This window comes from Lentzea alba, assembly GCF_047445655.1.
In the GTDB taxonomy this organism is placed as follows: Bacteria; Actinomycetota; Actinomycetes; order Mycobacteriales; family Pseudonocardiaceae; genus Lentzea; species Lentzea alba_A.
In genome coordinates this window covers 29,257-52,879 of record NZ_JAJAEG010000025.1, presented here as the reverse complement: position 1 = coordinate 52,879, position 23,623 = coordinate 29,257, and the positions used below count along the sequence as shown (strand labels likewise).

The following is a 23,623-nucleotide window of genomic DNA, read 5'->3' as shown; positions in this document are numbered from 1 at the left end:
GCGATGCTCTCCGCACACGCGCCGAGCACAAGTCGATCGGTGTGTGGAGGTCACGCGGCGACACACCTCCTCTCGTGGCCTGCGGCCAGGGCCGGGTGGGACGTTGCAGTCGCCGAGGTCGCCGAGGTCGCGAGGTCGCCGGCGTCGCCGTTGGTCCTGCAGTCGAGCAACTGACGTCCGCCGCCCCCGCGTTCCGCCTTTTTTGCGGGAGGAAGATGACCATGTTTTCGTGACATCTGACAGACGGCGCCACGCCTGGATCCGGACAACATTCACCCGTTCGAGGCGTAGTCGGCGATCAGGGCAGCGTGGGACAGCGGAGTCTTGAGGTCGTCGGGGTCGCCGTTGGTCGTGTAGTCGAGCAGCACGACGTCTGCCGACTCAGCCAAGTCGCGCAACCGCGAGACGAGGTCCTGCAGGCGGTTCTCCAGAACCCAGCGATAGGTCGGTAAGTAGATCTCGTGGCGGGCGGTGCGGTAGTCGAGCAGGTGGTCGCCGGTCAGGCCGGCGCGGTGGCCGCGCACCGGACCGAACCGGCGGACCGTCCGCTTCAGGCCCTTCATGGACGTCACGGTGAGCTTGCTCGGGTCGACGTCGGCTGACTCGAAGACCTTCAGGGCCTGCCAGACGCCTTCGACCGACTCGCTTGTCACGCCGGGCGACAGTGGGACCGGGATGGCGCCGTGCGGGTAGAACGGGCTGAAGCGCACCCACGGCTCTGGGCCGCGCGAGGTCACGTCGATGACCACGGCGTCCGGCCGTGTCAGCTTGCGGCGCTTGCTCGCCACTTCGATCGGCATGAGCTGAGAATGGCAGGAGGGTCTGACAATTTTCGGCCGGCGACGAAGGCCTAGGCTCGGCGGCATGGATGAGGTGGGGGCTGTGCACGAGGCGATCGAGCGGCACGTCGAGGAGCACTTCGGGCCGATCGAGTTCGTGTTCCACGCGGTGCCGTCGACCGGGGTGCACGTGCTCGTCACCGAGCCCACGCAAGATCGTCCACACAGGACGCTCGTCACCCAGGGCATGAGTGACGAGCCGATGACCGTGCCGGACGGGGTCAGCCCGTTCGCCGAGTTGATGATGGCGTTGCCGAAAGAGTGGCCCATCGAGGACCTCAACGCGCACAACTCGTGGCCCGTGCACCTGATCAAGTACCTGGCGGCGTTCCCGCACGAGAACGGCACGTGGCTCGGCGAGTGGCACCTGCTGCCCAACGGTGCGCCCGCGGTGCCTTACGCGCCGAACACCGAGTTCGCGGGCATGGTCATCACGCCGATGTTGAACGTGCGGGCGGAGGCGCGCGAGATCGACGGCAAGATCAACCTGCTCGCCGTCGTCCCGCTGCACCCGGCCGAGATCCAGCTCAAGATCGACAAGGGCTCTGGGGCGCTCATCGAGGCCTTTGACCGGGCTGGTGTCAGCGAACTGGTTGACCCGCGGCGACCGTCGTCGGTGTGACGACGCGGCTGCGTTGGGTCAGGACCACGCAGACGACCACGACCGCGGCGGTGGCCAGGGCGGGCCAGCCGACCGGCTCGCCGAGCACCAGGAACGACCACATCAGGGTCAGCACCGGCTGCGCCAGCTGGATCTGACCGATCTTGGCGACCCCGCCCGCGGCCAGGCCGGCGTACCAGGCGAAGAAGCCCAGGAACATCGAAATCACGGTCACGTAAGCGAAACTGAACCAGACCACACCGGTGGCGCGCGAGAAGTCCGCTGTGTACAAGGAAACCGGCACGGTGACGGGTAGCGAGACGACCAGTGCCCAGCACACGGTCCGCGCGCCGCCCAGTTCACGCGACAGAGCACCGCCCTCCGCGTATCCCAAGCCGCACAACACAACCGCGACCAGCAGGTACAGGTCGGCCACGCTCAGGGAGCCGGAGAAACCGCCGCCGGTGGCCACGAACGCCAGCACGGCGAGCAGGCCGGCACCGCTGGAGAGCCAGAACGCCAGCGGCGGACGTTCGGAAGCTCGCAGCACGGCCCAGATCGCGGTCGACATCGGCAGCACGGCGATCACGACAGCGCCGTGGGCGGAGGTTTGGGTTGTGAGAGCCAACGACGTGAGCAAGGGAAAGCCGATCACGATGCCCACAGCGACCACGACCAGGCGGCGGACCTGCGCCAAGGTGGGCAGCGGGGCACGGGATAACACCAGGTAGCCGATTGCCAGCAGGGCTGCGCCGAACGCACGGCCGAACGCCACGAACCACGGGTCGAGTCCGGCCACTGCCAGGCGGGTCGCGGGCAGGGAGTAGCTGAAGCCCAGCACGCCCAAAGCGCCGAGTGTTACCCCCGCTGGCACGATAACGTTACTCTTAGCTCTCATGAATGAGGATAACGCAGCCGTCCGCGTTATCGAGGACCTGAGAGCCACGGCACAGGCCGGGCGCGCGGGCGATCGGATGCCGTCGGTGCGCGAGCTGATGTCGAAGCATCGCGCCTCGCCGAAGACCGTGCAGCAGGCGATCCAGCACGTCGCGGCGGAGGGGATCGTCGAGGTGCGGCCGGGCAGGGGCAGCTACGTCGCCAAGCCCGCGCCGAAGATCAGCCAGGACCTGTCGTGGCAGGCCGTCGCGCTCGGTGAGGGCAGGCCCGGTGAGGACCTCGTGGCGAACCTCGTCGCGGTGCCGAAGCCCGAGGTCATCCCGTTGTCCAGCGGCTACCTCGACCCGGATCTGCAGCCGACCGAGGCGCTCGGCGCCGCGCTCAGCCGGGCCGCCAGACGGCCTGCCTCGTGGGGGCGCGTTCCGGTGGAGGGCAAGGAGGAGCTGCGCGCATGGTTCGCGAAGGAGGCCGGCGGCGAGCTCAGGGCGGGTGACATGACGGTGTGCGCGGGCGCCCAGGAAGCGCTCGCCACGGTGTTCCGCGGGCTTGGCGAACGGGGTGACACCGTGCTCGTCGAGGCCCCCACCTACCTCGGCGCGATTGCTGCCGCGCGCGACGCAAACCTGAAAGTCGTGCCGGTGCCGGCGGATCAGGACGGTGTGCGGCCGGACCTGCTGAAAGCCGCGTTCGAGAAGACCGGCGCCAAGATCTTCTACTGCCAGCCGTTGCACGCGAACCCGCACGGCGCCGTGCTGTCCGAAGACCGGCGCGCGACAACGATGCGCACCATCAAAGACGCGGGCGCGTTCCTCGTCGAAGACGACTGGGCGCGCGGCTTCACGATCGACGGCGCCGCACCACCGACGCTGGCCTCGCAGGACACCGACGGTCACGTCGTCTACGTCCGCTCGCTGACCAAGGTCGCCGCGCCCGGCCTGCGCGTCGCGGTGATCGGAGCGCGCGGACCTGCCGGCATCCGGTTGAAGAACACCAGGTCGCGGCAGGACCTGTACGTCGCGGGCCCGTTGCAGGAGGCGGCGATCGACTTCGTGACGTCGCCGGTGTGGCGCAGGCACCTGCGCACGCTCCAGCAGTCCTTGAGAAGCAGGCGCGACGCTTTGGCGGGAAACCTCCGCGAGCACCTGCCGGAGTTCGAGGTCGCGAGGTCGTCGGGCGGGCTGCACCTGTGGGCGAAGCTGCCGGACGGCGTCGACGACCTGGAGCTCACGGCGGCGGCCGCGGCCCGCGATGTCGTGGTGTTCCCGGGACGGCCGTGGTTCGCCGCTGAACCACAGGGCAGTTTTCTCCGTTTGACCTACGGCGGCGCACCCGAGCACGTGCTCGCCGAGGGTGTGCGGCGGCTGGCCGACGCCCTGGCCGCCTCACGGCGATGACCTGGTCGAGTGAATTGCATCGTTCGTTAACTTGACTCACTCCAGAAAAGACGGCAGGGTAGCGCTCGTGCCCACGGCTTCCGACTTCGAGCGCATGTTGCGTGGAGCGTCACTTCGGGTGACCGCTCCGCGGATAGCTGTGCTGTCCGCGGTGCACACCCACCCGCACGCCGACACGGACTCGATCATCGGTGTCGTGCGTCAGAACCTCGGCGCGGTCTCCCACCAGGCCGTGTACGACGTGCTCCGCGCGCTGACCGGAGCCGGCCTGTTGCGACGCATCGAACCCCAGGGGTCGGTGGCACGTTATGAGGCTCGCGTCGGGGACAACCACCACCACGTCGTGTGCAGATCCTGCGGCGCCATCGCCGATGTCGACTGTGCAGTCGGCGCCGCGCCTTGCCTGGACGCATCCGACGACCACGGGTTCGTCATCGACGAGGCCGAGGTCATCTACTGGGGCACCTGCCCCGAGTGCACGACCGCCGCGAAAAGTTCCTGAACACCCGGAAGGATTCCCGTGTCCGACAGCACTGACGCCAAGCTGAGCGAGCTGAACGAGGAGGAGGCGGGCGGTTGCCCGGTCGCGCACGGGCGGCTCAGCCACCCCACAGAGGGCGGTAGCAACCGCGACTGGTGGCCGCAGCAGCTCAACCTCCGGATCCTGCGCAAGCACCCCGTCCAGGCGGACCCGTTCGGCGGTGAGTTCGACTACGGCAAGGAGTTCCTGACCGTCGACCTCGACGAGCTGGCGCGCGACGTCGACGCCGTGCTCACCGAGTCGAAGGACTGGTGGCCCGCGGACTTCGGGCACTACGGCCCGTTCATGATCCGCATGGCGTGGCACAGCGCGGGCACCTACCGCACGCACGACGGCCGTGGCGGCGCCGGCGCGGGCATGCAGCGCTTCGCCCCGCTGAACAGCTGGCCGGACAACGGCAACCTGGACAAGGCCCGCCGCCTGCTGTGGCCGGTCAAGAAGAAGTGGGGCAAGAAGGTCTCCTGGGCCGACCTCATGATCTTCACCGGCAACCGCGCGCTGGAGACCATGGGCTTCGAGACCTTCGGCTTCGCCGGCGGCCGCGCGGACGTGTGGGAGCCGGACGAGGACGTGTACTGGGGCCCGGAGACCACGTGGCTCGGCGGCGACGGGCGCTACAGCGGTGAGCGCGACCTGGAGTCCCCGCTGGCCGCGGTCCAGATGGGTCTGATCTACGTCAACCCCGAGGGCCCGAACGGCAACCCGGACCCGCTGGCCGCCGCCCGCGACATCCGCGAGACGTTCGGCCGCATGGGCATGAACGACGAGGAGACCGTCGCCCTCATCGCCGGTGGCCACACCTTCGGCAAGGCGCACGGTGCCGGTGACCCGTCGCTGGTCGGCGCCGAGCCCGAGGGCGCCACGATCGACGCGCAGGGCTTCGGCTGGATCAGCACGCACGGCTCCGGCAAGGGCCGTGACACGATCACCTCCGGTCTTGAGGTCACCTGGACGCAGCAGCCCACCAAGTGGACGAACCTGTTCTTCAAGAACCTGTTCGCGTTCGAGTGGGAGCTCACCAAGTCCCCGGCCGGCGCGCACCAGTGGAAGCCGAAGGACGGCGCGGGCGCGAACACCGTGCCGGACCCCGAGGACGGCACGCTCAACCGCACGCCGATGATGCTGACCACGGACCTCGCACTGCGGTTCGACCCGATCTACGAGCCGATCTCGCGCAAGTTCGCGGAGAGCCACGAGGCGTTCGCGGAAGCCTTCTCCCGCGCGTGGTTCAAGCTGACCCACCGCGACATGGGCCCGATCCAGCGCTACCTCGGCCCGCAGGTGCCGCAGGAGGAGCTGATCTGGCAGGACCGCCTGCCGGTGCGCGACTACGAGCTGATCGACGCCGCTGACATCGCGTCGCTCAAGGCCAAGATCCTGGAGACGGGCCTCTCGGTCTCGCAGCTGGTCAAGACCGCGTGGGCGTCCGCGTCGTCGTTCCGCCAGAGCGACAAGCGCGGTGGCGCGAACGGTGCGCGCATCCGCCTCGAGCCGCAGCGCGGCTGGGAGGTCAACGAGCCCGACGCGCTCGCGCAGGTGCTGCGGACGCTGGAGGGCGTGCAGGAGGCGTTCAACAGCACTGCGAGCGGCGGCAAGAAGGTCTCGCTGGCCGACCTGATCGTCCTCGGCGGTGCCGCGGCGATCGAGCAGGCCGCCAAGGCGGCGGGCCACTCCGTGGAGGTGCCGTTCCTCGCGGGCCGGGTGGACGCCACGCAGGAGCAGACCGACGCCGAGTCGTTCGCGGTGCTGGAGCCCACGACCGACGGCTTCCGCAACTTCGGTGGCAAGGCCACGCCGCTGCCGTCGGAGTACCTGCTGATCGACAGGGCCAACCTGCTCGGCCTCTCCGCGCCGGAGCTGACCGTGCTCATCGGTGGCCTGCGCGTGCTGGGCGCGAACCACAACGGCTCCACCGCCGGTGTGCTCACGCAGAAGCCGGAGACGCTGACCAACGACTTCTTCGTCAACCTGCTCGACATGGAGACGGAGTGGAAGTCGGTCACCGAGGACCAGGAGAACTTCGAGGGCCGCGACCGCGCCACCGGTGCCGTCCGGTGGACCGGCACCCGCAACGACCTGGTGTTCGGCTCGAACTCCGAGCTGCGCGCCGTCGCCGAGGTCTACGCGAGTGACGACGCGTCGGAGAAGTTCGTCGCGGACTTCGTGAAGGCGTGGAACAAGGTCATGAACGCGGACCGCTACGACGTCTGATCCAGCCCCCTCCCGGTACCCCAGGCCACTCCCCCGGCCTGGGGTACCTTCGTTTTCATGGGGGTTCTGATCAGGGGAATCGCGCTGCCACAGCGCGAGGAGGTGTCGTTCGTCGTCGACGGGGAACGGCTGCGGGCTTCTTCTTCGGCGTCCACTGTGGACGATGTGGTCGAGGGGTGGCTGCTGCCCGGGCTGGCCGACGTGCACTCGCATCCGGGGACGGAGAAGCCCGGTGAGGCTTACGACCACGAGGTGTTCCGGCGGCACATGATCGCGCACCGCGAAGCGGGCGTGCTGACGGTGCGGTCGCCGGGATCCGCCGACCAGGTCTTGTCCCGGGCCGATGACGTCGATCTGCCGCGGTTGTCGCGTGGCGGGAGGTGGCTCGCTACGCCGGGCCGGTTCTTCGAGGGCTGGGGTCGGCGGGTCACCGAGGAGGAGCTTCCCGCGGCCGCGGTCGAGGAGGCTTCGAACGGCTGGTGCAAGGTCATCGGCGACTGGCTGCCGGACGATCCGCCGGTGCCGCTGGACGTGCTGACAGCGACGGTTGACGCCGTGCACGCCGTCGGTGGGCGTGTGGCCGTGCACTGCCAGACCGCCGAGGGGTGCCGCAACGCCGTGCTGGCCGGTGCGGACAGTCTTGAACACGGCGTGCACCTGGATCACTCGCTGCTGCCGCGGATGGCGGCTCAGGGAACGGCGTTGGTGCCGACGTTCACCGCGTTCGGCAAGATCATCGGGAACTTGGACGAGTCGCGGGATCCGCGGTTGAAGGAGTGGATCCTGAGCGGTTGGGAGCATGCGTTTCCGACTGTTCTGGCGGCGTATGAGGCCGGGGTGACGGTGTTGGCGGGGACGGACGAGTACCCGTGCGGCGAGGTGGTCGGCGAGATCTTCCGGCTGATCGAGGCTGGGATGCCGGTTGAGGCCGCGATCGGCGCTGGGTCGTGGACCGCGCGCTCGTGGCTCGGACTGCCGGGGCTGGTGCACGGCGGGTTCGCGGATGTCGTCGCTTACGCCGCCGATCCGGTGGAGGACTCGTCGGTGTTGACGCGGCCGAGCCGGATCGTGCTGCGGGGTCAGGTGATCCGCTGAGCGCGGCGTCACCGCCGCACCCTCGGCAGCACCTGCGTCGCTTCCGGATCCCCCTTGGTGCGCAAGCGCTTCACCACGAACAGCACCACCGCTACCGCGACGGCGACCAGCACGACCTTCTGGAAGATGCCGGCACAGCCCTCGACCCGGTGCCAGTTCTCGCCCAGCACGTAGCCCGCGCTGACGAACACCGTGTTCCAGATCAGGCTGCCCAACGTGGTCAACCACAGGAACTTGAAGAAGTTCATCCGCTCCACGCCCGCGGGTAGCGAGATGAAGCTGCGGAACAACGGCACCATCCGGCCGAAGAACACCGCTTTGGTGCCGTGCCGCGTGAACCACGCCTCGGTGCGGTCGAAATCCGAAACGCTGACCAGCGGAATGCGGGCCACCAGGCGGCGGGTGCGGTCGCGGCCCAGCAACATGCCCGCGAAATACACGATGATCGCCCCGGCCACCGAGCCGAGGGTGGTCCAGAACAACGCCGCGGGCAGGCTGAACACGCCCTTGCTCGCGGAGAAGCCGGCCAGTGGCAGCACCAGTTCGCTCGGAATGGGCGGGAACAGGTTGTCCAGGCCTACCACCACGGCCGCGCCCACCCCGCCCAGCGACTCCATCACCGAGACGGCCCACTCAGCCAGCATCGGTCCCCCCTTGTTCACGAAGAAATCGGTTCGGGGTGAACGTTAGGAATCGGGTGGCCGGTGCACGATGGGGTTGACCATCGAGAACTGGGGGTGAAACCGCACCCCGATATTGCGGTGAACCACAATGGCGGGGGCTGGCGTTCTCGGTACCGTGATCTCTGTGGACCAGAGCGATCACCTCCGAGCGGGTGTGCTGGTGCGCGGCTGGTTCCGGACGTTCTACGGCGTGCTGGTGGGGGCGTTCACCGCCCTGCCCGACCTGGGCGCCGCGGTGCTGGGGGTCGGCACGGTCCGGCTGACCAAACTGGAGCTGCGCCGGATCGCGCGGTACGGCGCTCGCGCGCACATCGACTCGCTCACGCCCCGCCGGTGCCGCCGATACCTCGCCGTGCGGTGGCTGGTCGGTGGCATGGGGGCCGGTGCGCTGCTGCTGTTGCTGCAGTACCTCGCCGTCGCGGGGTCGATGCTCACCGCGTGGATCTTCGACGGGACGTGGGGGCTCGTCGAGGACGGCGACGAGGTCGACACGAAGCTGATCGCGCTGGTCAGCCTGCCGGGTGCGGTGCTCATCTTCATCACGCTCGCGGGCATCAGCGGCATCGCGGCGCTCGACCGGTGGCTCGCGACGGCGATGCTGGGTCGCAGCCCGCAAACGCTGCTGCGGCAACGGGTCGCGGAGCTGACGAGCACGCGGGCCGAGGTGATCGAGGCGATCGACGACGAGCGCCGGCGCATCGAGCGCGACCTGCACGACGGCGTCCAGCAGCGGCTCGTCGCGCTCGCGATGCTGATCGGCAGGGCCCGCCGTGTGAAGGACGACGCCAGGCTGCAGGAACTGCTCCGCCAGGCGCAGGACACCGCGACCGAGACCATCGACGAGCTGCGCGAGGTGGCGACCAGGGTCTATCCGGCGGTGCTCGACGACGGGGGCCTCCCGGCGGCGCTGGAGCTGCTGGCAGAACGGTCGAGCGTGCGCGTGCGGATCAACTACGAGCTGGAGGAACCACTGGAAGGCGCGGTGGCGGCGGTGAGCTACTTCGTCGTCTCCGAAGCCGTGAACAACGCGGCCAAGCACGCCAAACCGTCACTCGTGGACGTCTTCGTGCTGCCCAGAATGGGCCACATCGCCGTGACCGTGTGGGATGACGGCATCGGCGGCGCCGACCCTTCCGGCTCCGGCCTGTCCGGTCTGGTCCGCCGCGTCAAAGCAGCCGACGGAACGTTCGAAATGGACAGCCCGCCCGGCGGTCCCACCCTGATCTGCGTGAGGTTGCCGTGCGACTGATCCTGGCCGAAGACTCGACGCTGCTGCGGGAAGGTCTGATCCGCTTGCTCACCGAGGAGGGTCACCAAGTCGTAGCCGCCGTCGGCACCGCACCGGAACTCATGCAGGCCACCGAGAAGCACCAGCCCGACGTCGTGATCACCGACGTCCGCATGCCACCGGACCACAAGGACGACGGCATGCGCGCCGCACTGGACATCCGCCGGAAGTGGCCGGACATCGCCGTTCTGGTGCTCTCCCAGTACGTGGAGAACCGCTATGCCACCGAGCTCATCACGAGCACCGGCGGCAAGGTCGGCTACCTGCTCAAGGACCGCGTGGCCAGGGTGGACGAGTTCCTGGACGCACTCGACCGCGTGGCCGGGGGCGGCGCGGCGTTCGACCCCGAGGTCGTGCGCAGGCTGCTGAGCAGGACCACCAAGGTCGATCCGCTGGAAACCCTGACACAGCGCGAGAAAGACGTCCTCGAACTGATGGCACAAGGCCTCACGAACGGGCGCATCTCCGAACAGCTGCACATCTCCCAAAGCGCCGCGGAGAAACACATCAACGCCATCTTCGACAAACTCGGTCTCACCGGGTCGACGGGCCTGAGCCGGCGCGTGCTGGCCGTCGTCCACTACCTCGGCAGCTGACCACTGGACGCCGGACAGCAATGCCCGGACAATCGGCGCCGTTCACCTGAGGGGGTGGGGCGCTGTGCCGCGCCGAGAAAGTCCGCTGGAACGGGACGGGTCGGCTCTCGTCGAATTCGCCGCCGACCTCCGAGAGCTCCGCGAAAAGGCGGGTAAACCGCCGTACCGGGATCTGGCCCGGATCGCGCACTATTCGTCGACGACCCTGTCCGACGCGACCGGCGGCAAGAAGCTGCCGAGCCTCGCGGTCACGCTGGCGTTCGTGAAAGCGTGCGGCGGCGACGAGAAGGACTGGGAACAGCGCTGGCATTCGCTGACCGCCGCCGCACCCCGCGAGCAGGATTGCGCGCAGGCCCCCTACCTCGGCCTTTCTGCCTACGACACAACGGATTCCGACCGGTTCTTCGGCCGGGAACACCTGGTGGCCGATCTGGCGAAACGGGTCGCCCGCCAGCCGTTCGTGGCGGTGTTCGGCCCGTCCGGCTCCGGCAAGTCCTCGATGCTGCGCGCCGGTCTCGTGCCACGGCTGGAGCAGCAGGCCCTGGTGTTCACCCCGGGACCGCACCCGATCGAGGAGTGCGCGATCCACCTCGCGCGCCACCTGAACCTGGGCGCACCGCACGTGCGCGGCGAGCTGACCAGGGACCCCGGCGCGCTGGGGCTGCTGGCCAGGCAGGGTGACGTCGTGCTGGTCGTCGACCAGTTCGAGGAGATCTTCACCCTCTGCCAGGACGCGGAGGAACGCGAACACTTCCTCACCGCCCTGCTCGACGCGACGAAGAGCGTCACCGTGGTCATCGGGGTGCGCGCCGACTTCTACGCCCGCTGCGGCAGCCACGCCGACCTGGTCGCGGCCATGCAGGACGCGATCGTCACCGTCGGCCCGATGACCGCCGAGGAGCTGCGCCGCGCCATCACCCAACCGGCCGCCACCGTCCAGTGCACGGTCGAGAACGCGCTGCTCACCGCCCTCATAACGGAAGCGCACGGCCAGGTCGGCATGCTGCCGTTGCTGTCGCACGCGCTGTTGGAGACGTGGCGCCGGCGCCAGGGCAACGCGCTGACGCTGACCGCCTTCCAGCACGCCGGCGGGCTGCACGGCGCCCTCGCCCAGACTGCGGACGCGGTGTTCGATCAACTGGACGAGGTGCAGCAGGACATCACCAAAGCGCTGTTCCTGCGCTTGTCCGCGCTCGGCGACGGCACCGAGGACACCAAGCGCCGCGTCGACATGACCGAGATCGACGACGACCCGGCCGTGAGCGAGGTGCTCGAACGCCTCACCGCCGCGCGCCTGCTCACCCGCACCCGCGAGGGCGTCGAGATCACGCACGAAGCGCTGATCCGGTCCTGGCCGCGGCTGCAGGACTGGCTCGCCCGCGACCGCGACGGCCAACGGCTGCACCGCGAACTCACCGAGGCGACGGCGGCGTGGGAGCGGCATGGCCGTGACGCGGGCTCGCTGCTGCGAGGTGCGCGTCTGGACGTGATCGCCGACTGGGTGTGGGAAACCGGTCCGCCGCTCAACCAGGCCGAACGACAACTGCTCGACCAGAGCGTGGAGACCAACGAGCAGGAGTACGCCCGCGAAAGCCGCACCGCGCGGCGGCAACGCGCGTTCGTCCTGCTCCAGGCGTCGATCGCGGTCGTCGCGTTGCTGATCGTGGGCACCCTGGCGTACCAGAACGCGTTCGGCATCACGACCCGCGAGCGGGAGATCGAACAGGCGCACGCGACCGCCGAGGACGCCCGACGGCTCGCGGCGACGAACCCGGCGCTGGCAACGCATCTCGCACTGGCGGCTTACGAGTTGGACCGGACCCCGCACACCAGGGACGCGCTGATCGCGGCCACGGCGGCGGCCAGCAGGGTGGCGCTGGGCCACGAAGGCGAATCCGTGGCGTCGATGCCCCATCCCGGCTTCGTCACCACGCCGGATCGCGACGCCCTCGGCTACCGGGCCGCGCTCACGAACAAGGCGGACGACACCACGCGCATGAACGACAAGACCACGACGTTCCGCGGTGGTGCACATGCGAGTCTGTCCCCGGGCCAGCTGCGCCTCGCGACCGTCGACCGGGAGAACGTCGTTCGCCTGTGGGACACCCACACCGGAGAACAGCTCGCGGTCCTTCCCGGACGGTTCACCAGGGCGGAGTTCACACAGGAGTCCCACCACCTGGTGACCGAGGAAGGCGGCAGCAGCGTGTTCTGGGACGTGAAGGACCCGAAGCAGCCACACCGGCTCGACGAGGCGGTGCCGGGAGGCCTCGCTGACTTCCCGGTCGGGATCTACATGACCACCGCCGAAGCGTCGAAGGTTCGGCTCTGGGACTGGACCGATCCGGCGAAACCCCGCTGGGTCACGGACTTCACCACGACGGGCTCCACGAGCGCCACCACGTTCTCGATCCGCAGCGGCTACCTGGCGGCCGGCGACGCCACGGGCGAGCTCACGTTCTGGACCCCGCGAAAGGACAAACCCGTTCGCCTCAAAGCTCATAGCGGTGCGGTCACCGCCATTGCCGCGGACACCGGCTCACCGATGATCGCGACGGCGGGTGCAGACGGGCGCATCGTGGTGTGGGACGTGGCCGACGAACCCAAGCAGGTCGCCGAGTTCGACAGCGGCGCGAACATCACCAAGCTGATGTTCGCCGGCACGCTGATCGCGGTCGGCGACGACACGAGCGTGCGCCGCTGGTACGTCAACGGGGACGCGGCGGCCCGCGCCATGTGCAACGAGGTCGGCTACCTGCGGGTCTCCCGGACCGACTGGGAGGCCTACTTCTTCGGACGGTCCAGGCTGCCGATGCCCTGCCCCGACGCGATCAACCCGCCCAGCGTCGTCTACTCGCGTTGATCGCGCGGGCACGGCGAAACCCGTGCCCGCGCCCAACAGGATCAGCTCCAGGACGCCGGGATGAAGACGTCGAAGCTGCGGTCGAAGAGCCCCCAGTGGTCGCGCCTGGTGACGATCGCGCACGTCACCTGAGCGCAGTCGAGGCTGCCCCCTGCCTGCGTGAGGTGGATCTGCGCGGTGAACGAGCCGTCGGCGGCGATCGGCACGCTCGGGTTGCTGCCCATCGGGGTGTTGGTCACCCAGGCCGACGGGCCCACGCCGCTGCCGCCTTGGCCGTCGCCGCCCAGGCACGGGGTCGGCGTCGTGCCGTAGCTGTAGTCGTCGGGCACCTGACAAAGAGCCACGTAGTAGCCCTTGGTGGGGTCGTAGCCGGTGCCGGTGACCGTGATCGTCTCACCGGCCGGGTTCAGGTCCGTCGCGTTCGACGCGGACAGGGTGTGGCCGTTGCGGGAAGCGCTTCCCGGAGCAGCCGCGGCAGGCATGGCGGTGGTCACCAGAGCAGCTGCGACAGCCGCCATTACCAGCATTTTTCTTGCCATCACTTGTCCTTCGATGAAAGGGACGCGGGATGTGGTGGGACCTTCACCCTAGACGCTTAGGTAAGCCTAAGTTAAGTTCAAGGGGTGAGAATCTGGGTGGCTGTGATCACGGTCGTGCTCGCCGCGGGGTGTACCGGGTCGGCCGGCAGGAACGCGCCCGAGGTGCCGTCCGGTGACCCGAACCGGGCACCGCTGGAGCAGCTCGCGCCCACCGAGGACCCCCGGCAGAAGACCGGGCCCAGCACGGCGACGGTGGCCGAGCCGGACATCGTGCCGATCAGCGACAGGGTCTCGCCGAAGCTGCCGGTGACGGTCACCGACGCGCAGGACACCAAGGTCGCGGTCGCGAGCGTCGACCGGATTCTCGCGTTCGACATGTACGGCACGCTCGGCGCCACGGTGTTCGGACTGGGGCTCGGCGACAAGATGGTCGGGCGCGACACGTCGACCGGATTCCCCGCCGCCGCAAGGCTTCCGCTCATCACGACCAACGGCCACCAGCTCAACGCCGAGGCGATCCTCGGGCTGCGGCCGACCGTCGTGATCACCGACACGACGCTCGGGCCGTGGGACGTCGTGCTGCAGCTCAGAGATTCCGGAATCCCGGTCGTCGTCACGGATTCCCGCCGCGCCGTCAACAACGTCGGCACGCTGATCCACCAGGTCGCCGATGCCCTTGGCGTGTCAGAAGAAGGCCGCAGGCTCGCGGACCGCACGAACCTGGAGATCGAGAAGGCCAAGATCGCGGCGCAGAAGCTCGCGAACGACTCGAAGCTGCGGATCGTGTTCCTGTACGTCAGGGGCAAGTCCGGGGTCTACCAGATGTTCGGCAAGGGCACCGGCGCCGACGAGCTGATCACCGCGGTCGGTGGCGTCGACGTGGCGTCCGAGGTCGGGCTGACGGGCGCGAAACCGATCAACCCGGAGGCGCTGTCCAAGGCGGCACCGGACGTGATCCTGGTGATGTCGAAGGGACTTCAGTCCGTCGGCGGGGTCGAGGGCATGAGCGGCGTGCCGGGCGTCGCCCAGACGCCGGCCGGGCAGAAGCGCCGGATCGTCGACATGAACGACTACCAGGTGCTGAGCTTCGGGCCGTTGACCGCCGCGGTCATCGACGGCCTGGCCAGGGCGCTGTACACGTGAGATCACTGCTCTTCCTGACGCTCACGGCCCTGCTGTTCGGGGCGGTCCTGCTGTCCGCCTCCGTCGGCCAGTTCCCGATTCCGGTCGGCGAGGTGTTCGCGTCGTTGTTCGGCAACGCCTCCAGCGACCCGATGGCCGAGGCGACGCTGTGGAACGTCCGATTCCCGCGCGTGGTCATGTCGCTGGTCGTCGGCGCGGTGCTCGGGGTCGCGGGCGCGTTGATGCAGGGCGTGTTCGGCAACCCGCTCGCGGAACCCGGCGTGGTCGGGGTTTCTTCCGGCGCGGCGGTCGGTGCGTGTCTGACGATCGTGTTCCAGCTGAGCTTCTTCGGGCAGTTCACGACTCCGGTGATCGCGTTCGCGTTCGGGCTGGCGGCGACGCTGCTCGTGTACTCGTTCGCACGGTCGGGCGGGCGGACCGAGGTCGTCACGCTGATCCTGACCGGGGTCGCGATCAACGCGGTGGCGGGCGCTGGGATCGCGTTCCTGACGTTCCTCGGCGATCAGCAGGCTCGTGAGCAGATCGTGTTCTGGCAGCTCGGAAGCATCGCGGGTGCGCGGTGGAGCTACGTCTGGACCGTGCTGCCGCTCGCGGTCGTCGGTGTTGCGCTGGCGGTGTTCCTGTCGCGGCGGCTCGATCTCTTGTCGCTCGGCGAACGGCCCGCACGGCATCTCGGCGTGAACGTCGAGGTGCTGCGGCTCGGCTCGATCGTGCTGGTGGCGCTGATGGTCTCGGCCGCGGTGTCGTTCACCGGGGTGATCGGGTTCGTCGGACTCGTCGTGCCGCACCTGATCCGGATGATCGCCGGGCCGGGGCACCGGGTGCTGTTGCCGGCCAGCGCGCTGGGTGGCGCACTGCTGCTCGTCGCCGCCGATCTGGGCGCGCGTGGCGTGATCACGTTCGTGGACCTGCCGATCGGGATGCTGACGGCGCTCGTGGGCGGTCCGTTCTTCTTCTGGCTGTTGAGAAGGACGCGGCGGCAGGCGGGTGGCTGGGCGTGAAGCCGGAGATGTTCTGCGAGAACGTGTCGGTGCGACTCGGCGGGCAGGAGATCCTCAGGGACCTGGACCTCACCGTGAAGTCCGGCGAGGTGCTGGCGCTGGTCGGGCCGAACGGTGCGGGCAAGTCGACGGCTCTGGCCGTGCTGGCTGGAGATGTGGCGCCGGACGCGGGATCGGTGTGGCTGGACGGAAAGCCGCTCGACGAGTGGAGTGCGCGCGAGACCGCTCAGCGCAGAGCTGTTCTGCTGCAACGGATCACGTTGTCGTTCCCGTTCACGGTCGCCGAGGTGATCCGGATGGGGCGTGCGCCGTGGGACGACGACGGCGAGGACGTCGTCGCCGAGGTCATGGCGCAGACCGAGATGACGGGGTTCGCGGCGCGGAAGTTCACCACGTTGTCGGGCGGCGAACAGGCTCGTGCGGCGCTCGCGAGGGTGCTGGCACAACGGACCGGGGTGCTGCTGCTCGACGAACCGACTGCGGCGCTGGACATCCGGCACTCCGAGCTGGTGCTGCGGACGGCGGCGGCGCAGGCGTCGCTGGGTTGTGCCGTGCTGGTCGTGCTGCACGACCTCGGGATGGCCGGGGCGCACGCGGATCGGGTCGCGGTGATGTCCGACGGCTCGATCGTCGCGGACGGGCCGCCGGACGAGGTGCTGACCGAGGGGTTGTTGAGCGAGGTCTACCGGCACCGGGTCGAGGTGTTCGCGCATCCGCGGACCGGTCGGCCGGTCGTGCTGCCGTGGAGAGGGGAACAGTGAAACGACTCGCGCTGGCTGCAGCGATCACGATCCTGGCGGCGCAACCCGCCTACGCCCAAGGCGCGCGGGTCAGCGCCGCGCCCGCCACCGCCGACCCCGAGTACGCCACAACGCTGTCGTTGCGCGGCACCGGTTTCCAGTCGGTCAAGAACGGCTACGGCGGCATCTACGTCTTCTTCGGCTGGGTGTCCGAGTCCTGGAAGCCCAGCCAGGGCGGCGCGTCCGGCACGACGATGCGCTACGTCCAGGACCGCGAGGCCAAGGACAACAACGGCTACCAGCGGTTCATCTCCTTCCCCGGCGGCGAGACCGAGCACGCGGCCAACGGCGTCGTGAACGCCGACGGCACGTGGACCGCGCAGCTCAACGTGCCCGGCGCGAGGTTCAAGACAGCGGGACGTGACGGCGCTGTGTCCGAGGTGGACTGCCTGAAGGTCGCCTGCGGTGTCATCACGGTCGGCGCGCACGGCGTGGTGAACGCGAACAACGAGACGTTCACCCCGATCCGTTTCGCGGTCCCGAACCAGCCCAAAGCGCCAACCACGACAACAACAACGGTCGCGCCCACGACCACGACGACCACCACCACAACAACAACGACAACAAGTACGACGACGACCACGACTCAGCCCGAGGTCCAGCCGGCGGCGCAAACGACAGACAGCAGGCCCGGCTGGCTGATTCCAAGCGGAATAGCAGCGGTGCTGCTCGCGGCAGGCCTCGTGTGGTGGCTGCGGTCCAGGAGGGGCAAGACCAATGAGTAGGACCATCGCGGTACTGGTGGCCGCCGCCGCGCTGATCACCGCAACACCGGCGACAGCACAAGAAAACATGGTCCCGTCGGTGACTGTCTCGCCGAACGTGAGCAGCCTCGACCCGGCCGGCACCAAGATCACCATCAACGGACGCGGCTTCGACCCGAAGGCCAACGACGGCAAGGGCTGGGGCGTGCGGGTCGGCCCGAAGCGCGACGGCTGGCGGGACAAGACCACCACGACGAGCCAGTACTCCAAGCTGCTCAAGGAGAACTGGGCGGTCGGCATCAACCTCAAGCCCGACGGCACCTGGCAGGCCACCCCGACGGTCAAGGCCACGTACAAGGTCGGCGCGGACGAGTTCAGCGCGGCGACCGAGCAGCTCTACCTGATGATCTTCAGCTGGGACAGCCCGGACACGAGCAGGGACCTGGTGGTACCGCTCAACTTCACCGGCGTCACCTCTCCGTCCCAGCCGCAGCAGGGCAGCCTGACGTGGCCGGTCAAAGCGGACTGGACCGGCACCCCGAGCGACGGCGCGATCGGGCAGACCTGGCCCTACGCGGGCGGCGTGCAGAACGGCCCGCTCAACGCGCAGTTCAACGGCCGGTTCGACTTCCCGGAGCCGAACGCGCGCATCACCAAGCCCCGCGTCGAAGCCACCAAGCTCACCGCCGAGGTCAACGGCGTCAGCGTGCACCTCGCCGACCTCAAACCCGGCCAGCCCACGTTCAACGGCAACAACGCCACGCTGCAGATCAACGACGTGAAGCTCACGGAAGCCGGCGGCCAGGCGCTGAACCTCCCAACGGGCACCGCACTGGCCCCGGCAACGCTCACCTACCCGGTCGCCGCCCCCACCCTCACGCTCGCCCAGACCGAGATCGCCCCCAACGGCACACTCACGTTCAACGGCAAGGGCTTCAGCACGAACGAACAGGTCACACTCAACCAAAACACCTACACCGCAGACACAAGCGGCGGCATCGCGGGCCAACTCCAAACCACCGCGGGACCAGGCACCCACACGCTCACGGCTACGGGCGTCACGTCGAAGCGCACCGCCAGTGCCACCTACACGGTCAAGGCGCAGCAGAGCTGCGAGATCACCACGATCACCAAGGGCACGCTGCTGTGGGGCTTCAAGAAGAGCTTCCGCGACTACATCGGCAAGGGCAGCGGCAACAGCATCACCGGCTCCGAGGGCGCGATCGTCACCGACGTCGACGCCAGCCCGAGCACAGGCGTGACCACCGGCGCGCACCAGTACCCGTTCCGCCAAGCGACCTACGGATCACCCACCCAGTACGACGTCCAGTTCGGCGGCAAGATCACCTTCGCCTACCCCGCGCACTTCTTCACCATCCACCTGGCGAACCCGAAGGTCGCGATCACCGGCACCAAGGGCGAGCTCAAAGCCGACGTCGAACTGGTCACCAGCGGCCCCACGCCGGGCAAGCCCACGAAGCTGGTCGGCGTGGAGCTCGCCGACCTGGATCTCACAACCGCGAAGACCACGAACACGGACGGTGTGCTGACCGTCACAGGCGTGAAGACCACCCTCACGAACTCCGAGGCGTTCGCGGGGTTCTACGGCGCCGGCGACAAGCTCGACGACCTCACGCTGACCTCGGGTTCGGCCTGCTCATCGCTGCCGACCCCGCCCGCGCCGGCCGGTCCCCCACAAGCACCACAGCAGCCGCAGGACCTCGTCCCACCGCTCAACTTCCGCCCGAACCGGCTCGCTAACACCGGTGCGTCTCCTTTGGTGCCGTTGATCGCGGGAATCGTGCTCCTGGGCAGCGGCATCGCGCTCACGACGGCCACTCGATCGGCTAATCGAAAGTCGAATTGAGCGGACATGAATCCGACCTGCGACAACGGACTTCACCCGGACGGAGGAGTTGATCACTATGATGGGTGAGTGCCCCGGAACCGACCTCTCGCGCTGTTCGCTGCGCTCGCGCTTTTAGGCGCGGTCACGGCGTGCACGACTGAGGCGGCCGGCGACCCCGCTGGCAAGCCCGTGACGGAGCAGGTCGCGCCGGAGAAGGCGCAGCCCGTGAAGCCGCGGGACGGGCTCAAGCTCACGGTCGAGAACGGCCGGCAGAGCCCCGGCACGGTCATCGCCGGCACCGGGGACGCCGTCTACAACTACGCGCCCGCCGTCATGCTCGACGGCGGCAAGGTGCGCGCGTGGTGGTGCAGCCAGATGGGGATCGCGCAGCCCAACGGCGACGACATCCTCTACAGCGAGGGCCAGAGCGCGGACGGTCCGTTCACCGCAGCGCACCCGGTGCTCTCGGGCAGCGGCTCCAGCTTCGACGCGATGCACACGTGCGACCCGTCGCTGGTCAAGATCGGTGACACGTACTACCTGTATTACACCGGCGCCAGCAGGGACAACCACGCCAACGGCAGCTCCGTCGGCGTCGCGACCAGCAAGGACGGCCTGAACTGGACGCGGGCCAACGGCGGCCAGACGATCCTCGGCCCCTCGAACGACGTCATCCGGGAGAACACCTACGGCGCCGGCCAGCAGTCCGCCGTCTACCTCGACGGCTGGGTGTACCTGCTGTTCACCGACACCACCGGCTACGCGGCGGCCACGAACGGCGCCGGCCAGTACGTCCTGCGCTCGAAGGACCCGCTGTTCGGCAAGGGCGTCGAGGCACTCGGCCCGCAGGGCTTCAAGCCCGTGACCAGCACGAAAACCCCCCGCACCCGGTCCGTCGTCGAAGCGTTCAGCGCGGACTGGATGTGGATCGAGGCGGCGTCGGCGTTCGCCATCGCGCACTCGACCGATCAAGGCACCACGATCACGTTCTGGAACAAGGAGTTCACCCGCCACCCGTACGAGCCGGTGGCCATCCCCGGCGTCTGGCGCGAGGGCCCCGGCCTGGTGCGCACGCCGCAGGGCCACGCCCCGATCCACAACGGCGGCCCGTGCGACAAGGTGGCGCTGGACGTGCTGCGCGCGACCGTGAACGGCGGCTCCGGCGCACCCACGAACATCACCCACTTCGGCATCGACGCGCTCGGGCTCAACGGCTGCGCGACGCCGGACGAGGCGAAGGTGCTCAACGGCTTCTCGGTCCCCTCCCCCGAACGCACCGCGGACGTGGTCGTCGACGGCAAGGTGGTCCGGTTCGAACGCGGCTCGGTCGCGGCGAAGTTCGCCCGCGGTGTCCTCGCCTGGCGTCCGCAGATCGTCGACTCGTTCCCGGTCTCCGTGCGCGTCCCGGCGGGCGTACCGGCGGTGGTCGGACCCGACGGCTCCGCAGGCCTGATCCTGAACAACAAGCTGTTCGTCGTGCCCGCGATCGAGGTCGCGACGCTCAACTCCTCCGAGGTCACCATCGTGTCCCAGGAGCAGTGGGACAAGTACGAGCGCCTGACCCAGTGATCCCACTCAGAGAAGAGCCGCCCCACGAGAGGGCCTGGCTCGGACACACGTTCGGTTTCGTGCTGGCCACGGCGTTCCTGCTGCTCATCCCACCCGGCTGGGCCCGGCTCGACCACCTGTGGGCCGAGGACGGGGCGCGGTTCTACGTCGACGCGGTGCGTTCGCCCCTCACGACCGTCATCGAGCCCTACGGCGGCTACCTCCACACGTTGCCGCGCCTGGTCGCCGAACTGGTCGCGCTGCTCCCGCTGGACTGGACCGCCGCCGGGTTCGCGATCGCCGCGGCGATGCTGCGGGCGCTGGTCGCGTTGATCACCTTCGCGGCCTCTGGGGCGTACCTGCGCTCGACGCCGCTGCGGCTCGCCCTGGCGGCGCTCGTGATCGTGTTGCCCGCCGGCAACTCCGAGACGTTGAACAACATGTCGAACCTGCACTGGTTCCTGCTGTTCGGCGCCTTCTGGGCGTTGTTGTGGCGCGACGCCCCACGCGTACCGGTCGCGATCTTCGTCTTCCTGGCGGCCACTTCGAGCCCGTTGGCCTTCGTGCTGGCGCCGATCGCGGTCGTGCGGTTGTTCCTGCCGCGCAAGGAAGTGCCGATCACGTTCCTGGCCGGGCTGGTGGTGCAGGGCGTCGCGATGCTGTTCGCGTCCCGCACGCCGTACTCGCACGACGCGGTCGACCCGGTGCAGGTGCTGCTGGCGAGCCTGCTGCGGGTGCCGGTGGTGGCCTTCACCGGGTCGGAGAAGGTCAACGACTTCTACCCGGCCAACGGCAACCTGGTGATCCTCGCGGCGCTCCTGATCGCCGCGGTGCCGATCCTCGCCGGCCTGCGGTTCGGTGACCGGCCCCGGCGGGCGCTCGTGCTCGCCGCCACCGCCTACAGCGTGATCGTCATCGTCGCGTGCCTGGTGCTGAACTGGGCCGCGATCCTGCAGGTGCAGCAGCCCGAGGTCGTGATGGCCGGGCAGCGCTACAGCATCGCGCCGTGCCTGTTCCTGTTCACCGCGATCTTCGTGGGGCTCGATGCGACGCCCGCGAAGACCTGGGAACGGGCGGTGGTCGGTGGCAGCCGCTACCTCATCGGGTTCCTCGTGGTGGTCAGCGTCTTCTGGCACCTGCAGGAGCCGGGACCTGTGCTGAAGGGCGTGGAGTGGGACGAGAGCGTCGCGAAGGCCCGTGCACAGTGCGCAACCAACGTGCCTGAAGCGCAGCTGGTGCATGAGCCGAAGGACTGGTTCTTCGTGCTGCCGTGCCGCTCAGTGGGCTGATGACGGGCGCTCTCATCGCCGCTCTGCTCAACTCGGAGAGTGACGGTTGATGACTGGTTGGCACGGTTCGAGTCCGCGCTGAAGGCCCGGGACGCCGATGCTGTCGCCGCGCTCTTCGCCCCGGACAGCTACTGGCGCGATCTCGTGGCGTTCACCTGGAACGTCAAGACGGTCGAGGGCCGCGACGGCGTGACGGACCTGGTCAAGTCCTGCGATCCGGGAGCGTCCGGGTTCCGCACGACCGAGCCGCCTGCCGAGGCCGACGGCGTCACGGAGGCGTGGATCGAGTTCGAGACCGCGCTCGGCCGCGGCAAGGGCCACCTGCGGCTGACCGGCGAGGGCGCGTGGACGTTGCTCACGACCCTCGAAGAGCTGAAGGGTTTCGAGGAACCGCAACGGGAACGCCGTCCCGTCTACGTCGAGGAAGAGATCGCACGGGACCCGTTCGTCGTGGTGATCGGCGGCGGCCAGGGAGGCATCGCGCTCGGTGCGCGACTGCGGCAGCTCGGCGTACCCGCGGTGGTGCTGGAGCGCCACGACCGCGCTGGCGACTCGTGGCGCAAGCGCTACAAGACGCTGACCCTGCACGACCCGGTCTGGTACGACCACCTGCCCTATCTGCCGTTCCCGGACCACTGGCCGGTGTTCTCACCGAAGGACAAGATCGCCGACTGGCTGGAGATGTACACGCGGGTCATGGAGATCCCGTACTGGACGCGGTCCGAGGTCACGTCCATCTCGTACGACGACGGCTGGACGGTGACCGTCGACCGCGATGGTGAAACCGTGCTGCTGCACCCAAGGCACGTCGTGTTCGCGACGGGCATGGCCGGAAAACCGAACGTGCCAACGTTTCCCGGCGCGGACGAGTTCGAGGGCGAGCAGCACCACTCCTCCCAGCACCCCGGACCGGACGCCTACGCGGGCCGCAAGGTCGTGGTGATCGGGGCCAACAACTCGGCGCACGACATCAGCGCGGCACTGGTCGAGCACGGCGCCGACGTGACGATGGTGCAGCGCTCGTCGACGCACGTGATCAAGTCCGAGACGTTGATGGACCTCGGCCTGGGCGATCTCTACTCGGAACGGGCGCTCGCGGCCGGCGTCACCACCGAACGTGCCGACACCCTGTTCGCCTCGCTGCCCCACCGCGTGCTGCCGGGGCTCCAACTGCCGGTGCAGCAACAGGTCCGCGAACGCGACGCCGAGTTCTACGAGCGGCTCGCCGGTGCGGGGTTCGAGGTCGACTGGGGCGACGACGGTTCCGGCCTGGTGCTGAAGTACCTGCGCCGCGGGTCCGGCTACTACATCGACGTGGGCGCGTCCGAGCTCGTCGTGAACGGTTCGATCAAGCTCGCCCGCGGCCACGTCGCCCGGCTCACCGCCAACGCCGTGGTGCTCGACGACGGCCGCGAACTCGAAGCGGATCTCGTCGTCTACGCGACCGGGTACGGGTCGATGACCGGCTTCGTGGCCGACCTCGGCGGTGAGGAGATGGCCGCGCGGGTCGGCAAGGTCTGGGGCCTCGGCTCGGACACCTACCTCGACCCCGGGCCGTGGGAGGGCGAGCAGCGCAACATGTGGAAGCCCACCCAGCAGCCGGGGCTGTGGTTCCACGGCGGCAACCTCGCCCAGTCGCGCTATTTCTCGCGGTACCTCGCGCTGCAGCTCAAGGCCCGTTTCGAGGGCCTGCCGACGCCCGTCCACGGCCTGCAGGAGGTCCACCACCGCAGCTAGGTGTC

Annotated in this window: 20 protein-coding genes; 16 read left to right on the top strand and 4 right to left on the bottom strand. The window is 68.9% G+C overall.

Annotated elements, in window-relative coordinates; translation table 11 throughout:
* Positions 1-272: 272 nt before the first annotated feature.
* Positions 273-800, bottom strand: a complete 528-nt coding sequence (locus LFM09_RS34640; RefSeq protein ID WP_414100805.1) for a DUF6939 family protein — start codon at positions 798-800, stop codon at positions 273-275.
* A gap of 64 nt (positions 801-864) precedes the next feature.
* On the opposite strand from LFM09_RS34640, the gene LFM09_RS34635 reads away from it, so the two are divergent.
* Complete coding sequence (locus tag LFM09_RS34635; RefSeq protein ID WP_414100804.1) at positions 865-1,461, top strand: suppressor of fused domain protein; 597 nt, start codon at positions 865-867, stop codon at positions 1,459-1,461.
* On the opposite strand, the gene LFM09_RS34630 is transcribed toward LFM09_RS34635, so the two are convergent.
* A complete protein-coding gene (locus LFM09_RS34630) occupies positions 1,421-2,314 on the bottom strand; it encodes a DMT family transporter (protein ID WP_414100803.1) in 894 nt (297 codons plus the stop codon). The genes LFM09_RS34635 and LFM09_RS34630 overlap by 41 nt on opposite strands.
* 22 nt (positions 2,315-2,336) lie before the next feature.
* Between LFM09_RS34630 and LFM09_RS34625 the strand changes: the two genes are divergently transcribed.
* From LFM09_RS34625 to LFM09_RS34610, 4 genes are all read left to right on the top strand, one after another.
* The gene (locus LFM09_RS34625) at positions 2,337-3,731 is read left to right on the top strand and encodes a PLP-dependent aminotransferase family protein (protein ID WP_414100802.1); all 1,395 of its coding nucleotides are present in this window, start codon (positions 2,337-2,339) and stop codon (positions 3,729-3,731) included.
* A gap of 67 nt (positions 3,732-3,798) precedes the next feature.
* On the top strand, positions 3,799-4,233 hold the full coding sequence (locus tag LFM09_RS34620) for a Fur family transcriptional regulator (RefSeq protein ID WP_414100801.1): 435 nt from the start codon (positions 3,799-3,801) through the stop codon (positions 4,231-4,233).
* Positions 4,234-4,251: 18 nt separating this feature from the next.
* The gene (gene katG / locus LFM09_RS34615; RefSeq protein ID WP_414100800.1) at positions 4,252-6,483 is read left to right on the top strand and encodes a catalase/peroxidase HPI; all 2,232 of its coding nucleotides are present in this window, start codon (positions 4,252-4,254) and stop codon (positions 6,481-6,483) included.
* A gap of 57 nt (positions 6,484-6,540) precedes the next feature.
* Positions 6,541-7,578 carry an amidohydrolase gene (locus LFM09_RS34610; protein WP_414100799.1) on the top strand — a complete coding sequence of 346 codons (1,038 nt, stop codon included), beginning with the start codon at positions 6,541-6,543 and terminating at the stop codon, positions 7,576-7,578.
* Positions 7,579-7,586: 8 nt separating this feature from the next.
* On the opposite strand, the gene LFM09_RS34605 is transcribed toward LFM09_RS34610, so the two are convergent.
* A complete protein-coding gene (locus LFM09_RS34605; protein ID WP_414100798.1) occupies positions 7,587-8,222 on the bottom strand; it encodes a DedA family protein in 636 nt (211 codons plus the stop codon).
* A 163-nt stretch (positions 8,223-8,385) separates the two neighbouring features.
* Here LFM09_RS34605 and LFM09_RS34600 point away from each other — a divergent pair, with 163 nt between their 5' ends.
* The 3 genes from LFM09_RS34600 (at position 8,386) to LFM09_RS34590 (ending at position 13,008) form a co-directional block, all read left to right on the top strand.
* Positions 8,386-9,510 (top strand): sensor histidine kinase, encoded by a 1,125-nt coding sequence (locus LFM09_RS34600; RefSeq protein WP_414100797.1) that lies wholly within the window; start codon positions 8,386-8,388, stop codon positions 9,508-9,510.
* Positions 9,501-10,145 carry a response regulator gene (locus LFM09_RS34595; protein ID WP_414100796.1) on the top strand — a complete coding sequence of 215 codons (645 nt, stop codon included), beginning with the start codon at positions 9,501-9,503 and terminating at the stop codon, positions 10,143-10,145. The genes LFM09_RS34600 and LFM09_RS34595 overlap by 10 nt, the downstream gene beginning before the upstream one ends.
* A gap of 64 nt (positions 10,146-10,209) precedes the next feature.
* Positions 10,210-13,008: a helix-turn-helix domain-containing protein gene (locus tag LFM09_RS34590; RefSeq protein WP_414100795.1), complete on the top strand. Its 2,799-nt coding sequence runs from the start codon at positions 10,210-10,212 to the stop codon at positions 13,006-13,008.
* Positions 13,009-13,049: 41 nt separating this feature from the next.
* Here LFM09_RS34590 and LFM09_RS34585 read toward each other — a convergent pair whose 3' ends face one another.
* Positions 13,050-13,526 (bottom strand): hypothetical protein, encoded by a 477-nt coding sequence (locus tag LFM09_RS34585; RefSeq protein ID WP_414100794.1) that lies wholly within the window; start codon positions 13,524-13,526, stop codon positions 13,050-13,052.
* Positions 13,527-13,631: 105 nt separating this feature from the next.
* Here LFM09_RS34585 and LFM09_RS34580 point away from each other — a divergent pair, with 105 nt between their 5' ends.
* From LFM09_RS34580 to LFM09_RS34545, 8 genes are all read left to right on the top strand, one after another.
* Complete coding sequence (locus tag LFM09_RS34580; RefSeq protein ID WP_414100793.1) at positions 13,632-14,690, top strand: heme/hemin ABC transporter substrate-binding protein; 1,059 nt, start codon at positions 13,632-13,634, stop codon at positions 14,688-14,690.
* On the top strand, positions 14,687-15,691 hold the full coding sequence (locus LFM09_RS34575) for a FecCD family ABC transporter permease (protein ID WP_414100792.1): 1,005 nt from the start codon (positions 14,687-14,689) through the stop codon (positions 15,689-15,691). Before LFM09_RS34580 ends, LFM09_RS34575 begins: the two co-directional genes overlap by 4 nt.
* Positions 15,688-16,452, top strand: a complete 765-nt coding sequence (locus LFM09_RS34570) for a heme ABC transporter ATP-binding protein (protein WP_414100791.1) — start codon at positions 15,688-15,690, stop codon at positions 16,450-16,452. The genes LFM09_RS34575 and LFM09_RS34570 overlap by 4 nt, the downstream gene beginning before the upstream one ends.
* On the top strand, positions 16,449-17,216 hold the full coding sequence (locus LFM09_RS34565) for a hypothetical protein (protein WP_414100790.1): 768 nt from the start codon (positions 16,449-16,451) through the stop codon (positions 17,214-17,216). Before LFM09_RS34570 ends, LFM09_RS34565 begins: the two co-directional genes overlap by 4 nt.
* Complete coding sequence (locus tag LFM09_RS34560; RefSeq protein ID WP_414100789.1) at positions 17,209-19,062, top strand: HtaA domain-containing protein; 1,854 nt, start codon at positions 17,209-17,211, stop codon at positions 19,060-19,062. Before LFM09_RS34565 ends, LFM09_RS34560 begins: the two co-directional genes overlap by 8 nt.
* Positions 19,063-19,131: 69 nt before the next feature.
* A complete protein-coding gene (locus LFM09_RS34555) occupies positions 19,132-20,613 on the top strand; it encodes a beta-xylosidase (protein ID WP_414100788.1) in 1,482 nt (493 codons plus the stop codon).
* Positions 20,614-20,672: 59 nt separating this feature from the next.
* On the top strand, positions 20,673-21,881 hold the full coding sequence (locus LFM09_RS34550) for a hypothetical protein (protein ID WP_414100787.1): 1,209 nt from the start codon (positions 20,673-20,675) through the stop codon (positions 21,879-21,881).
* A 39-nt stretch (positions 21,882-21,920) separates the two neighbouring features.
* The gene (locus tag LFM09_RS34545) at positions 21,921-23,618 is read left to right on the top strand and encodes an NAD(P)/FAD-dependent oxidoreductase (RefSeq protein ID WP_414100786.1); all 1,698 of its coding nucleotides are present in this window, start codon (positions 21,921-21,923) and stop codon (positions 23,616-23,618) included.
* The last annotated feature ends 5 nt before the right edge of the window (positions 23,619-23,623 follow it).

What these genes read in the sequence shown, in the direction of transcription:
- LFM09_RS34640 (WP_414100805.1), bottom strand. Translation starts at nt 800, where the DNA reads ATGCCGATCGAAGTGGCGAGCAAGCGCCGCAAGCTGACACGGCCGGAC.
- LFM09_RS34635 (WP_414100804.1), top strand. Translation starts at nt 865, where the DNA reads ATGGATGAGGTGGGGGCTGTGCACGAGGCGATCGAGCGGCACGTCGAG.
- LFM09_RS34625 (WP_414100802.1), top strand. Translation starts at nt 2,337, where the DNA reads ATGAATGAGGATAACGCAGCCGTCCGCGTTATCGAGGACCTGAGAGCC.
- LFM09_RS34610 (WP_414100799.1), top strand. Translation starts at nt 6,541, where the DNA reads ATGGGGGTTCTGATCAGGGGAATCGCGCTGCCACAGCGCGAGGAGGTG.
- LFM09_RS34605 (WP_414100798.1), bottom strand. Translation starts at nt 8,222, where the DNA reads ATGCTGGCTGAGTGGGCCGTCTCGGTGATGGAGTCGCTGGGCGGGGTG.
- LFM09_RS34585 (WP_414100794.1), bottom strand. Translation starts at nt 13,526, where the DNA reads ATGGCGGCTGTCGCAGCTGCTCTGGTGACCACCGCCATGCCTGCCGCG.
- LFM09_RS34560 (WP_414100789.1), top strand. Translation starts at nt 17,209, where the DNA reads ATGAGTAGGACCATCGCGGTACTGGTGGCCGCCGCCGCGCTGATCACC.